9 protein-coding genes are annotated in these 14,687 nt (G+C 40.4%); all 9 read left to right on the plus strand.

Annotated features, from left to right (window positions below; translation table 11 throughout):
• Positions 1-93 precede the first annotated feature (93 nt).
• The 9 genes from ACGTJS_RS10900 to ACGTJS_RS10940 all read left to right on the plus strand — a co-directional run bounded on the left by ACGTJS_RS10900 (position 94) and on the right by ACGTJS_RS10940 (position 14,687).
• Entirely contained in the window at positions 94-768 is a 675-nt protein-coding gene (locus tag ACGTJS_RS10900; RefSeq protein WP_410472084.1) for a hypothetical protein, read from the plus strand.
• Positions 769-771: 3 nt separating this feature from the next.
• Positions 772-1,233, plus strand: a complete 462-nt coding sequence (locus ACGTJS_RS10905) for a hypothetical protein (protein ID WP_410472085.1) — start codon at positions 772-774, stop codon at positions 1,231-1,233.
• Positions 1,234-1,307: 74 nt separating this feature from the next.
• Positions 1,308-1,484: a DNA methyltransferase gene (locus tag ACGTJS_RS10910; RefSeq protein WP_410472086.1), complete on the plus strand. Its 177-nt coding sequence runs from the start codon at positions 1,308-1,310 to the stop codon at positions 1,482-1,484.
• On the plus strand, positions 1,481-2,368 hold the full coding sequence (locus ACGTJS_RS10915) for a hypothetical protein (protein ID WP_315043981.1): 888 nt from the start codon (positions 1,481-1,483) through the stop codon (positions 2,366-2,368). Before ACGTJS_RS10910 ends, ACGTJS_RS10915 begins: the two co-directional genes overlap by 4 nt.
• Before the next feature lie 13 nt (positions 2,369-2,381).
• The gene (locus tag ACGTJS_RS10920; RefSeq protein ID WP_410472087.1) at positions 2,382-2,930 is read left to right on the plus strand and encodes a hypothetical protein; all 549 of its coding nucleotides are present in this window, start codon (positions 2,382-2,384) and stop codon (positions 2,928-2,930) included.
• 118 nt (positions 2,931-3,048) lie between these two features.
• Positions 3,049-4,662, plus strand: a complete 1,614-nt coding sequence (locus ACGTJS_RS10925; RefSeq protein WP_410472088.1) for a hypothetical protein — start codon at positions 3,049-3,051, stop codon at positions 4,660-4,662.
• A complete protein-coding gene (locus tag ACGTJS_RS10930; protein WP_410472089.1) occupies positions 4,662-5,381 on the plus strand; it encodes a hypothetical protein in 720 nt (239 codons plus the stop codon). The genes ACGTJS_RS10925 and ACGTJS_RS10930 overlap by 1 nt, the downstream gene beginning before the upstream one ends.
• Positions 5,382-5,451: 70 nt before the next feature.
• On the plus strand, positions 5,452-8,172 hold the full coding sequence (locus tag ACGTJS_RS10935; RefSeq protein ID WP_410472090.1) for a hypothetical protein: 2,721 nt from the start codon (positions 5,452-5,454) through the stop codon (positions 8,170-8,172).
• A gap of 2 nt (positions 8,173-8,174) precedes the next feature.
• Positions 8,175-14,687: an SNF2-related protein gene (locus tag ACGTJS_RS10940; protein ID WP_410472091.1), complete on the plus strand. Its 6,513-nt coding sequence runs from the start codon at positions 8,175-8,177 to the stop codon at positions 14,685-14,687.

A 14,687-nucleotide genomic window follows, 5' to 3' on the forward strand; every position in this document is an offset into this window, starting at 1 on the left:
TTTACGGCAACGGAGGATAAATCGGAACACCTAAAAATCACATGGTTTTCCCAACCTACAATAATCCTATCTACACAACGATAGGATTTTTTTATGAAAGGTAATCTACCGTCTTATTCATATCTAAAAAAAGAATATGAAACCGCAAAAAGTCTAGGCTCACCTGCTTTGGCTTGTAACGCTGTATTGGTGCCAAAAGGTCATGAACATTTACGCCTACTTATCCAAAACTTCCCACGTCCAATGGTAACAAACAATGACCCTGCTGACGTGGATTATGCTGGTGGACTACAAGCACACCGAACAGGCACACCAAAAACCAACTTTGAAGGCTCTTTAACAGTAATTGAAACTGAAAAAGGGGCAATGGCAAAATTTGCTCAAGCTATGGTAGATGCTGGCGGTGAGTTAGAAAGTTGCCGTGTATTGTTCAATCTATCAGATGGTGCGACCAATAGTGGTACGATTGAGTACGTTATTTATGACGTGGCGTTTACTTTCTCTGACGGTGGCGGTGAGATTGACGCATCTAGCCGTTCGCAAATCTTGACCGTATCAGGCTCTATCCGTTATATGTATTTTGGTGAAAATGCTAATCTTGGTAGTACAGGCACAAATGCCTTTAATACTATCAATTCAAGCCTAAACAGCGGTAGTAGCAATATCGGTAATGCTATTGGTAATGCGTTGAGTAGCTTACTTGGTGCTTCTAGCTCTGTTGGTGTGAGTGGCTTTGGTGGTGGTATAGCTACAACGTTTGGCGGTTAATCTATGCAGTTTGAAACGCTTGTCAAAACCAAAGGCATTACCCAATACCCAAAAATAAAAGGGGTGATTGGTGAATATTGTAATGTCTTATACGATGAACTTTTAACCAGTGGTTACTCTTTGCTATTGGAAGATGTGCAAGATATTGTATTGTCCGATGTGCGTAAAATGGCTGGTTGGGGACATCTTGAGTGTCAATTAGTCGCAGATGAAACGGCTATTTTGACGTTTGATATTGATTTATCTACCGTGTTGTTGGCTGATGAATGGGTGGTGGTTGAACCTGTTGTGCGTTCGCATTGTGATTTGGTGCAAGCTAGACGAATGGAAGGCTCTCAAGCGTTGGGAGTTATGGCGTTTGGCTTACAGTCATCAGAAGCCTTGCAAAACTATAACATGGCGGTGGAAACGATGAAAAAAGAAGCGTTTCATAATGCACCTTTTAGCGTGGATTATGATGATTGACTTACATAATGACGATTGTCTAAATGTTTTTCCAGTATTAGCGAGCGATAGTATTTTGATGTTGCGTAAAGGCGGTGCAAAAAACATCAACAAAAGAAAATGATATTGTACTTGACCCTTTTATGGGCTGTGGTAGTACCTTATTAGCGTGTTTGGCAACCAATCGTAAAGGAATTGGAATTGAAATTGATGATAATTATTTTAGTGTGTCTAAAAGCCGTATTGAAGAATATAAAAAGGTAGGCGTATGATTATCTACACCGAAAGCAATCAAGAGATTGGCTCGGATTTGTTATCCGCTATCTTACGCCATGACCTTGTACCAATTCCCATTAGCCTTGAATTAACTTGCCGTTTTACCAATGATTTAAGCGGTATGCTACAAGTCGGTAAGGTAGTAACCCTTGCCAACGGCATTAACTTTGTCATTGTCAAATCACAAGCTATCAACAATCAAATCATCAAGGACGGCAAACGTACTGGGGCAATCGCTATCATTGCCGTGTTACAAGGCTGTGAAAACCTTGTCAATGTTACCAATAAAGCGGTGATTAATGACAATGTCGGTTTTGGCGAGATTTATCGCAGTTTGGGCGGTCGCTTGCGGTTTGATAATGATGTTAAAGTCAATCAGTTTATCTGTCTAAAAGGGCAAATGCCAACTTCAAGAATTGCCCTGTCTTTGCAAAAAGAAGGAGCGGTAATTTGGTATGATGTGTATAACAAAACCATGAATGTCAAACGCTTGCAAGATTTATTCAAAGGCGATGCCAGTGTGTATGACCCTAGCGGTGTGCAATGGCTTGACAGCAGTCAAAGTAGCACCCTATACAATACCAACTATCTATCGCTTGATGAAACTTCGCAGGTGGTCGGACAAGTAGGCGAAAGCAAAAACATTGACTATATGCCAAGAACCGATAACCGTGAATTGCAAAACATGAAACGCATTTTAATCACCAAAGGCGTAATTATCCGAAGTATTGATGATAAGCTGTCCGCAGGTAGCCTGTTATCAATTAACGAACAAAAATATGTCGTACTGACCCATGCAATGCGTTTTGATACTGGTAGTATGGGTGGTGGTGCAATCATGGCAAGCAAAGCATGGATAGCCCAAATTGTAGAAAATTAAGTGAAAATACCTTATGAAACCTTACTTTTATCCAGCTAAACTCATCAAATATAACCAAGCTGACCGTACCTGTGAAGTACATATCAACGGCTTGACGGACGGCTCACAAAAAGGGCTGACGGCTTTAATCGCTTATCCTATCGGTGATGATGATTTGGACACTGAAAGAGAGATGATAGCAGGGGCTGATGTTTGGGTGTTTTTTGAGAATGGCGACCAAGCCTTTCCAGTTGTGGCATTTTATCGCAGTCATGGCAGAAATATGGCAGTAAAAGATATTAGACGTATTCGCCAAAAAAATATTGAAGTGTTGGCTCGTTCAACAGTTACCATAAATGCCAATGAATTTATCCAGATGACGGCTAAAAAACTGGTGATTAATGCCCAAATGGAATTTAACGGTAATATAACACATAATGGCGATACCACGCAAAACGGCAATCAAAATACAAGCGGTACGGTAACTGCAAGTAATGACGTTGTTGGTGGTGGTAAGTCATTGAAAGGTCATAGCCATAGCGTGCTATCAAAAGATTATGGTAGTACAAGCTCACCTGTTTAAATTATAGACCATCTGAAACGGTGGTTTTTTATTATCCAAAATATCGGAACATTGCACCAATTCCCCATATCAGAACGCTAAAATAAGCCAATATTCAGTCCTTTTTTTTGAGAAACATATGAACTTTGGAAAAACTTTAGCCAATCTATTAATTGCCAATCGTGAAAATGCCTATAGGGAAAGTTTGCCAGCTATTCAAGACGTGGATAATCGCTATGATTTGCTAACACCCTTTGAATTAGGCACATTTACGCAAAAGGATAAGGCGCTACGCACTCGTAAGCAAATCTACACAAAATGGCAACTCATGCAGACAGACCCACAAATCGCAGAAGCCCTATCACTTCATGTAACAGCCGCCTTAGGTGGTCATGAAACAACTGGGGATATGATTTTTATCACGCCAAGTCAAAAAGTGCGTGGCAAGGGTAGCCGTACCAAAGATTTACGTGAAAAAGTAGAACGAGAAGCAAAACGGCTAACGCCCATATTAAACCGTAATGCCTATAGCCTTTGCCGTCAAGCAATCGGTTATGGTGATAGCTATGCAAGGATTTATCTTGATAAAAAAGGCGTGGCAGATTTGGTCAATACGGATTTTACCGCACCGCCTTTGATTTTGCCATTTGAACAAGGGGGTCGGACGATTGGTTTTTTTGCTCTTGACGGTGAAAAACTGGCTCAACCGATTGCCAAACTGGATATTACTCAAATTTTGCGTATGAAAATGGCTAGGATTGAGTATGTACCGCAGGTAAACTTGCTAGATTGGCAAGATGAAAGACAGATTGGCTATGATGTTAGATTGGATATGCCGATTGTGCCGTCATTGGTTGGTGGTTCGTTTTTGTACCCTGTTGAAAGTGCGTGGGATGATGCCATGAAAAGCCTAACAGGGCTAAATAACCAACAAATCGCAGACAGTGTTAAACAGGCATTTTTAACAATCAATATGGAAGGAATGCCACCAAATCAACGTGAAAAATACAAGGACGGTTTGATTAAAACCTTGCAAAACTACCGCAATCAAATCCAAGAAGCCTTTAATGGTGGTGAAGCCTTATACGGCACAAAATACCATATCTTGCCAACATGGGGTGATAAGCAAACCATTCAGCCTATCGGTGATTTAGCACAGCGAACCGCTCCATTAAGTAGCGAAACTTTGATGATTAATTTACGCAGAATCTCTGGTGGTTTAGGGCTTGATTTGTCGTTGATTGGCTGGGCGGATATGCTCGCAGGTGGACTGGGCGATGGTGCAAGTTTTCATACGTCCGCCCAAATTATGCGTCGTAGTATGTTAATCCGTCAGGCATTGATTGATGCGTTTAATCAGTTGATGAGCCTACACTGGGGCATTAAATATAATGAGTATTTTTATGACGGTGATTATCCGTGGCAATTTGATTTTTATTCTGACCAATCGGCAGCCGCAACAGAAGCGTTAAACAATAAACAAACTCGTATGAATACGGTTGCTTTAATGGCACAATCATTGAGTGCATTGCGTGAAGTTGGTTTGAAAAAACAAAGTGTTATGGCGATTCTGGAAGGTATTGGCGGATTAGACCCTGACCAAGCAGAACCGATTGCCCTAGAGCTGACACAAGGCGGTCAAGAAATAGGCATGGAAAACGGTCAAAATAACGCTATGCACACGCCCAATGATGAACCGATTGATGATATGAGCGATGATGATACAGATGATGAAAACGATGGGGAATATTGATGAATTTTGGCAATATAAGCAACTCATTGGGTATTATCGGTAATCTCACAAACAACCAATCATTAATGACGTTGGACAACAAGCTCGGACTGATTGCCGAAACACACAGCCAATTAACAGGGCAAACCAATCAATATGGTAAAAAAAATCGCTCGGTTGCGTTGGATATACCACAGCTAAAACAGGCATATCAAAGGCTTTATCCGTTGGGCGTGATGTTGCAATGTAATTATGGTATTTATCTGACCGATGTTTTTAAAATTGGCGGTGGTAAAATCCCTTGGTTTTTGGATAGTTTTCCCTTGTCTTACTTAGCAACAGATGCTGAAATTTCGCTTGGGTCATTGGAAGCAGAGAGTTTTTACGCTGGCAGTCATCAGATGAATTATATCACCCAACAATCCAATGACACAATGGACGTAACCTTTATTGAAACAAGGGATATGACAATCGCAAAGTCCTACGAAATGTGTAAACACCTTGCTACCCCAAAGGACGGCTCGGTCAATGAACCTAAAAAATATACATTTGCCCTAACAGCCGTTATATTTGACAACAAAAGAACGCTAAGGGTGGCACAGGCAAACTTTGCAAAACGCTGGCTCGTGTCGGTAAAAGAAGCCAATTTTAGCGTATCAAGTGCAGGACGTTCTGAAATTATCAAGGTGCAAATCACCTTTCAAAAAATCCGACCACATGAGTTATTTTACAATCAGTAAATCGGAACAACCAAAAATCTTATCTATATTGTTTTGCATAATAATGTATCTTAATCTAGGAAGTTTTATTATGCAAATCTATCAAACTATCTCACCAAAAAATACCCAATTTTCTATCACTTACCCAGACGGTAGTCAAGGCACAAAAACCGCTCGCCATGAAATAGGCGTTATCACAGGTAAATACCGTGATATTTATGCCGTTGTCGCTGATACAACAGGCTTTGACGGTTTGGGCTTTGATAGCATGATTGGTAGTGCTGATGATAACTGGCACATGGTAAATCTGTTCGGTGAAAACCACAAATACATTGATACTGTTGCGGTCAATGGTGCTGATGATATAGACCATGCTATCCATATTGCAATGAGCCAGTTTGACTATTTAGAACCACAATATGCTACATTTGTACCAAATGAAAACAGCGTGAATGATGATGAACGTTTTGATAGTATGGGATTTGGGGCGGACGTTATCCAAAAGGTATTGGACAATCCTAGCCAAAATCAACACTTTTTGCCAATTATCACCAAAAAAATGCTGACAGATGAACAAAATCGTGCCAGTTATGACGATGCGATGTGGGACGGCATTAATCTAATCTCGCACGGCAAAAATACCGATAACCTATACATGGATATGCTAAAACATGACAAGCTAGGCGAGTTGCAAGAACGTTTTGACTTAAAACAGGCGTTGGGGCAGTTAAATGTGTCGGAGCTTGGCTTTGACAGCTTAATGGATACAAATAACCGTTTGCAGTTAATGGCTGACCGTCTTTATACAGCATTGGTAAAAGCTAAAATTGATGATTTGGCGGTAAATTCTGTTGAATTGACAAAACCATTTAAACGGCTTGGCATGGCAAATGTGGCTATGGTGTTTGGGTTGTCAGACGGTCAAACCTTTACAATCTTTTTCCATAATCCAGATAGCGACCCTAAAAAACTCGCCCCACAAGATGTCATGGTGTCGTGGAAATGGCTACTAAATAAACGTGATGTAACGGCTGTGGTATCGCCTAAAAACGGTGAGAATTTGCAGTTATCACAGGTGGCTATGCGTATGATGAAGATTGCTAATCAGAATAAAAAACGCTTTGCCAATGCTCAAAAGAAAATCGCTAAAAATGAACAGGCGTTGATTGATGCTCAAAAGTTGGTTGATGATAAAAAAGCAGTGGTAGAGCAGTTGGATAAGGATATTGCCGAGTTGCAACAGCAAATTGACGACAAAAGAAATGCGGTGAATGATGAACCCACCCAAGTAGAAGAACCGATTGAATTAAGCGGTGATGAGTTTGGTTATCATGAATATATGCCGATTGATGAATTGCGAGAAAAAGCAATTAATCATTTAGAAACTATGCGTGATGAATATGTCAATATCCCTGCGTTAAGCGTGGTAGAAAAAGACACACAAGTACAACTGCGACAACGTGGCATAGAGCATATTAAAACCTATAGCCCAAATCCTGAAAAATTATTGATGTTACAACATATAGAAAAATTGTTAAAAACATCAAAATATCTTTATAAAACAAACAATGTTAAAACAGCAAAAAAACCACGAGTTGAGCTGTATTATTATTTAACGAATAAATTCAACTGGCAAGGCGAACCGCACAACTGTGTTTTGGTGATTGAAAAAGACCAACAAGGAATGTTGCATTATGATATTTTGACAGGTAAATATGCTGAAAAGCATTTAGAACAGGCGAAAAAAATGCTTGGTCACTGGATGCCCAAGAATAAATCGGGTCGAGAACCAAGCATTCAAGGTTATGATAATGCTATCCCAGAGAAAAATCTAGGGAACTATCAAAACCTTTACGATAATATTAACTTAGATGATAACGAAAGTCAAGCGGATTTTGACGGATTTATGTTTGATAAAGCAAGTGGCAAAACGTCCGACATGGTGCTAAATTTATTTATCTTTGATGAAAATGGGAATGAGATTAAAGATGACGTGGTGGAAGAAACAACCCAACAAGAACCATTTAATGAAAGTAATACCAAAACTGAAACGGTTGGTCAAGACCCACAACTCCCAACACTAACCGATGACGAAATCAAGCTTAACAAAATGCTTGAAGAACAGCAGTTTATGAAAGACGTAAACAAAATCGTCAAATCCAACAAAAGCGATGAAGAAGTTGCACGGTTGTTGGTAGAGCAGTTTGGCATAAAACAAGAAACCGCCATGACATGGGCTACTGACAAACACTTTAACGGTAAAAGACGTGGGTTTGAAGCATTTCGCCTTACCAACCTAAACAACCGTATCAAAACCCAACAAGCCAAAGTAGAAACCATGCGAAAAGCTGAGCAAATCAATTATGCCAACGGTGAAAACCAAGTCATTGCAGGCGTGGAAATTGAGCTTAACACAGATGACAACCGCTTACGCTTATATTTCCCAAATAAGCCAAGCGATGAAATCCGTACTATGCTAAAGAAAAACGGCTTTAAATGGTCGTATAACAACAATGCATGGCAACGTCAATTAACCGAAAACGCCATGAGTAAAGCCAAACAGGTCATTCAAGCCTATGCCGATGATGAAGGAATTGAGATGGAAGAAAATACACCTAATCAAACAGAGCCTACAACCAACCCAGACACCGACTATCTAAACAGCATTATCAATGGCGAGATTGACCCATTGGACGCCGATATGGATAAAATCATTGAAATCGGCGAACGATTGGGCGAAGAACACCCATTGTTTGAACAAGCCTTGCAAATGATTAGCAATGCCGAAGATGTCGCAACACGGGAGTTATAATCATGTTAAAAGGTTTGGAAAAAGCAAAAGCATTAAAAGAACTTAAAGAATTACGCCTAGAAAAAGCGAGCCTAACAGGGCTTGCTTTGGCAAAATCCATTAAGCGTATGCGTGAATTGCGTCAAGATTTGGGTATGGGTGGTACGGCAAAAGCCGTATCATCTAAATTAACCGACGATGATGTTTTGGCACTTAGTGAAAAGCCGATTGATGTACAAGAAAATAGTACAAAAGGCGAACGTAAACGTACAGCGAAAGATTGGATAAAACAAAACCTATTGGGTAAAAAAGTTAAAACTATAGATGGTAAAATGGTACATTTTAACAGTGATGATACGGTAGACCATATTAGCTTTAATGCTATGCGTAGTCGCAATGCTTTTATAGCCTTGAGTATTCCATTTATTCCACAAATTTTTGCCAAAGGTGAATTTGTTGGACGTGAAATATCCGACCATACAAGAACAGATGAAACCATTAAGGCTTTTCACCTTTATCAAAAGTGGATTAAGTTAAAAAATGGCTATGAAGTGTATGCACAAGTGCAAGCGTGCGAACGGCATGATGGGAAAAAAGACCAATTATTTTATGCAGGTTATAACTTAAAATCATTAGAAAAGAAAAAAGCCATTTTTGATAGCTTGCTGGAAACTGGATTACACCACGCAGACCAAGCAACAAAAACGGCTTTAAAGGCTGCTTCGTCCTCTCACCAAAATGGTAATTCGGATAGCACAAAACGGCTAACGCTAGGATTCATGACAACTTTAAAAAACAACTCTCCCAGACCAATGACAGTTGCTATACTAGACAACACTCGGACGAATGGAAATATGAGTTGCTCTGACTATAATTATATGCTTGATAAACTGCAAAGTCAATCATTGAAAGATAAACCATTGTTAATTTTGGTTATCAAAGATGAAACTGGCAAGGTGATTTTTGATTTGGAAAATGGTATAGATGAATTGGACGAAAACCCACAAACCACCCCAACCCTCAACCGCCCATTACCGCCAACAACCAAAGCAACACGCCAAAAGGCAAATAACAACGCCATTGCCCTACTTGATGACATCATGGCAAAAGGCTTGAGCCGTGATGACTTAACCACAGACGAGCTAGACACCTTAGCCAAATTTACAGGTGGTGGCGGTGGTCTCACCAACAAAGATGGCACAAAAGGCAGTGATTATGAATATTACACACCGATTGAACTGGCAAGCAGTACATGGGACATCGCCCACGCTTTAGGTTTTAATGGTGGTAAGGTTTTAGACCCAAGTGCAGGGACAGGGATTTTTACCGCAGTTAGCCCAGAAAACGCCCTAATGGATAGCATAGAGCTTGACGAAACAAGCGGTAACATTGCCAAAATTCTAAATGACGGCAACCGTAGTCATACCAAAATTTCACCGTTTGAAGCGGTGGCAAAAGATATGCCAAACGGTGATGATACACAAGGCTATGACCTTGTTATTACCAACGTGCCATTTGGCGATAATGGGGCAAGGGGTGCAAACAAACTCAAAGATGACGTCTACCAAAAAGAAAGCCTAGATTATTACTTTATCATGCGTAGCCTTGAAAAGCTAAAATCAAATGGTTTGGCGGTATTTATCACCACGCCCAGTACGGTTACAGGCAAGAAAAAAGCCCAATTTGACTTACGCCAAAAAACCAGCCGTATCGCTCACTTTTTGGGGGCGTATCGCTTGCCAAACAGTATGTTTGAACAGACAGGGGCGGACGTGTCGGTTGATGGGATTGCCTTTAGAAAATATGACGAAAAAACCATTCACACCATTAACAACTATGTGGAAAATGGCGATTTAACCACGCTTGAGACGGCAGGCGTGTTTTGGCAAGATTATATAAGCGGTGGTTATTTTAAAACCCGAAAAAATCAGATTTTGGGCGAAGAAGTAGAAGTCCCAGACTGGCGAGACAAGTCAAAAACCGTAACTAAGGTTGTCAATCATGCGAGCATGACGGACGTATTAAAGCAGTTAAACAAATTTAGCCGAGCCAGTAATGAGATTGATTGGCAACTGCTACAATTAAATGAACCGACCGCCATTAGTTATCAAACAGGCGATATAGTCTATCGTGATGGCGTGCAGTATCAGTATGACGGCGTTGTTTGGCAAGAAGTGATTTCACAAAAAAGTGATGACACTTTAGCCCAAGAACAGGCGTTTAATGACTTAATCGCCAAACTTAGTACGCCTTATGATGTGGTGGTGCATGGCGTTAGTTTTGCTGAAATGACGGACTTAATAGCATGGTTGGATAAAACGTCTCAAAATGGCGTGTTGTCAAACCGCATTACCGACCTCTATAAAACCGCCAAACAGCAAAATAACAGCACAGTGGCATGGCAAGTGTTATGCACAGGTCAAGGCATTGATATGTTAATCGCCAAACATGGGGCAGGTTTTGCGTTTTTGGCGGAATATGCCGACTTTAGCCAAAAAATGAAAGATGTGTTCGTCATGGCAAAAGGGGCAAAACTCACAAGACTTGCCAAAACCGCCCATAACAACCTAACCATTCACTATAACAAAGGCGAATACTCAAGCCTATGGCGTGGTGATGTGCAGGTGGCAGTTGATGAGCTTGCCAGTACCGCCAGTTACTCAAGCCAAATCGCACGCTTGCAATATGCCAACAAATCACGCTATTTAAGAATTGAACAACTAAAACAACTCAATAGCGATGTTGATGTGATGAGTAATGATGACTGGTTTATCACCGCAGACGGCAAACAAGCCATTCAAAAGGACGATTTTTTAATCGGTAGCCTAGCCGAACGCCTAGCAGATATTGACAAACAAATCGCACAGACAGCCGATGACAATATCAAGGCAAAACTACAAAAACAAAAGCAAATCGCAGAGCGTAACGTACCGACCATTGACGTGCGAAGATTGCGATATGACCTACAAAGTCCGATTATTAGTACAGATGTCAAACTTGAATTTTTGAAAACCGTGAGCCATTTTGCCAAAGGCGTACAAAACAAAAACGGACAATACAAGCCAACCATTGAAATTATTAACAAAAAAACCGATGAAGACAAGCTGTATAATCGTATCGGCATTTGGTTAAAAGAGGGAAAATCCTTGTCATTAGGCGGTATTAAACTAAGTCAAGATATGACCGAAAAACAAGCGATTGCATGGTTAAATATGACCGCCAATTCATGGAATGAGCAGTTTAATAACTGGGTAAAAGTCAATGATAGCTTGCTTGATGAATTAGACCGTACCATGAACGACCCAAAAAACCGTTATTTTGTGCAAAATGACGATGACGCACCGATTGATATTGCAGGGCTTTCCAAGCGTTTAAAACTCCACCCACATCAAAATGTATTTGTGCGTAATCAAGGGCGGTTTTTTGGTGGTATTAATGGCATGGGGGTTGGGCTTGGCAAAACCTTTTCGTCATTGGCAAGCGTACAACATGCCCACAATGTTGGATTAAAAAAACGTACCTTATTTGTCGTGCCAAAGTCTGTATTGTCTAATTGGCGAAAAGAGACCATGTTTGCTTATGAAAATATGGACGATTGTTTGTTTATTGGCTTGCGTGAAAATGGCGAAAAATTTAGCGTAAAATCCAATCTTTTTGACACCGATTTGTTAGAAGCGATTAACGGCAAATACCGCAAAATCTTTATGAGTTACGAAGCCTTTAAACGCATTCGTATTAAAGATGAGACGGCAAACGATTATATAGACCATTTGGGCTTGACCGACAACGCCTTTAGCATGAGCGAAAGCAAAAAAAGCAATGAGCGAGCCAAAGGACGTGGGGCGGAATTGGTAAACGAAATAGCCGACAAAGGCAACAACAATGCCCCTTTTATTGAAGACATGGGCATTGACAGCATTGTCATTGATGAAGCACACGCCTTTAAAAACTCCATTACCGCAGATGTTGGGCGGATTAAGTTTTTATCTGCTCCCAATGTATCAAAGCGTGGTTTGGACGCACAAATTAAAATGTGGTACATTCGTGGGCTATCTGACAATGGCGATGGCGTGCAACTACTCACCGCAACGCCAATTACCAATTCACCTGTAGAAATTTACTCTATGCTTGCCTTAGCCGTTGGGCGTGAACGTGCCAATGCAATGGCAGGTGGTGTCAAAGGTGCAGATGAATTTGTGCAAATGGTGTGCAATATCCAACAAGAAGAAGTGCAAAGCATTGATAACCGATTGCTGAATATGGACGTTTTTGTTGGTTTGCGTAACATTAATTTGTTAAGAAGTGCCATTCACAGCACCGCCATGATTAAAAATGCTGAAGATGTCAAAGGCTTGTCAGTGGTTATTCCAGAACGTGAAGAATTGCCAACAAGCGTAAAACTACCGCAAAATGTGCTTGATGAAATCAAAAAAATGCAAAGTGCTTACCAAGTGGCAAAGGTTATTTTAAAAGGCTATCCAACATATGGCATGGACACCACTGCTTTTGAAAAAATGCAAGCACGTTATGGCGAAACCACCGAATTATTGGCACACCCATTTAACCTAATCCGTAAAATGGAAGTGCTGATTGCTGATGATGATTTTGCCGATGGCGTGTCTTTTTATGATTTTGACAAAGCCCAGTTAAAACAAGTACAAAAATGCGTTGCTGAATTTAACAAAAAAGGCTACAAAGACGAACGAGAACGCCTAAGTGCCTACACCAAAGAAGAAAACGCCAAAGCTATTACCCAAAAAGATGATGGCGTAAGCTACATTACAGGCTACAAGGTTACTGTACAAGCCGATATTGTTGGCAATCGCATTATGATTGACAGCATGGACTACAAAACGCAAAAGGCGTTTGAAGAGATTTGCGAAAGACAAGGCGTAAATTTGGACGTAACCATTCCTGCAAAATTGGCAAGTTTGCTTGACAATATCAAGTTTGAAATGGCGAATAAACGTGGCAAAAATAGCGATGGCACAACGTCAAGCCTTGTAAAACAAATTATCTTCTGCGACCATTTGTTTTTACACAATAAAATCGTGCGTCTGCTTGCCAAACACACAGGCATTGCCAAAGATAAAATCGCCATTATCACAGGGCAAGTCAATAGCGAAGCTGATGAGATTATTGATATTCAAAACGGCTTTAATGAGATGGGCGAAGATAACCGCTATCAGATTATAATTGCCAACAAAAAAGCCGAAATTGGCATTAACCTACAAAAAGGCACACAAGCCATTCACCACTTAACAACAGGCTGGACACCTGACAGCCTAGAACAACGTAACGGGCGTGGGGCAAGACAAGGCAACCACACCGAAAGCGTGCGAATTTATTACTATGACGCAGACGGCACGTTTGACAGTCTAAAGCGTAACATGGTGAATAAAAAAGATGAGTGGATTGGTGAATTATTGCAAGGCAATAGCCAATCGGTGGCGGTGGCTGGCGATTTAACCGATAAGGACAAGGACGCACTGATTAACGCCATCGGTGATGAAAGTGCTATCCAAACCTACCTAAAACAAAAAGAACAGGCAGAGACCGAAGCACGCATTAAAGAAGCAACCGCACGGCAGATTGTCGGACTACAAACCATTAAAAACAACAGCGAAATGCTAAGATGTGGCTTTATCCATGATGTTTATGCAAAATTAAATACATGGGCGAGCGTGTCAGCAGATTTGGCAAAAACAAAGGCGATTTATAGAGATGGTGGCGAATACACAGGCAAGTTTGTGTTTGAAATTAGAGATGACAAACAACAAACCGCCTATAACCGCTTCAAACAAGCCACGCAAGATATTTTGGATATGCTAAGCGACAATATCAAAAATGGCTCGGATATTGACAGCATTACCAAAGCGATTATTGATGACAACCTAAGTACTATTGGAGCAAAAGGTGGTTGGGGTTTGGGTGCAAAAAATAATGAATCTGGTTATTTGTTCGTGTTTAGCCGATTTGCGTTAAAACAAGGCGTGAGTTTGACAGGTCAAGGCGTTGTTGATACAAATTGGGCGAATTTGCAATCTGATGATTATATCAAATTCACCAAAAAGCAAGAAATGGGTAAAAAGCTCATCTCTCAAGCTATGATAGCCGTTGATGACATTGCCACCAATGAAAATGGCAAAATCCCAGTCGGTGCAGGACAGCTTGTGTTAGATAATAAGGCGTTGTTGCATGGCGATACGCTTTATCAAACGGGTGATTTGGTGATTTATCATAACGGTGAAAATAATCATGTAGGCGTGGTGAGTGAATATAATAGTCTTGGTAATAGAATTAGCATTTATTATAATTCCCCCAATGGTTATTCACACGAATATATTTATAAAAACCCAATAGAAGCATGGCATGAACGAATAGATAATATTAGCCAAATTGCAAAAACTGATAGCCGTTACCTTGAGATTGTCAAACAACTTGCCGAATTTGATAATAAAAAATTGCGTGAAAATAAAGAAACGGTTTTTTCAAAATATAACGCTGATGTGCTAGAATATGTAAACAACAATTAA

The sequence above is a fragment of the Faucicola mancuniensis genome, assembly GCF_046523945.1.
GTDB classification, from domain to species: Bacteria; Pseudomonadota; Gammaproteobacteria; order Pseudomonadales; family Moraxellaceae; genus Faucicola; species Faucicola mancuniensis.

Bases quoted from the DNA above. Each gene is read 5' to 3' on its own strand.
- ACGTJS_RS10900 (WP_410472084.1), top strand. From the start codon at position 94: ATGAAAGGTAATCTACCGTCTTATTCATATCTAAAAAAAGAATATGAA.
- ACGTJS_RS10905 (WP_410472085.1), top strand. From the start codon at position 772: ATGCAGTTTGAAACGCTTGTCAAAACCAAAGGCATTACCCAATACCCA.
- ACGTJS_RS10915 (WP_315043981.1), top strand. From the start codon at position 1,481: ATGATTATCTACACCGAAAGCAATCAAGAGATTGGCTCGGATTTGTTA.
- ACGTJS_RS10920 (WP_410472087.1), top strand. From the start codon at position 2,382: ATGAAACCTTACTTTTATCCAGCTAAACTCATCAAATATAACCAAGCT.
- ACGTJS_RS10925 (WP_410472088.1), top strand. From the start codon at position 3,049: ATGAACTTTGGAAAAACTTTAGCCAATCTATTAATTGCCAATCGTGAA.
- ACGTJS_RS10930 (WP_410472089.1), top strand. From the start codon at position 4,662: ATGAATTTTGGCAATATAAGCAACTCATTGGGTATTATCGGTAATCTC.
- ACGTJS_RS10935 (WP_410472090.1), top strand. From the start codon at position 5,452: ATGCAAATCTATCAAACTATCTCACCAAAAAATACCCAATTTTCTATC.
- ACGTJS_RS10940 (WP_410472091.1), top strand. From the start codon at position 8,175: ATGTTAAAAGGTTTGGAAAAAGCAAAAGCATTAAAAGAACTTAAAGAA.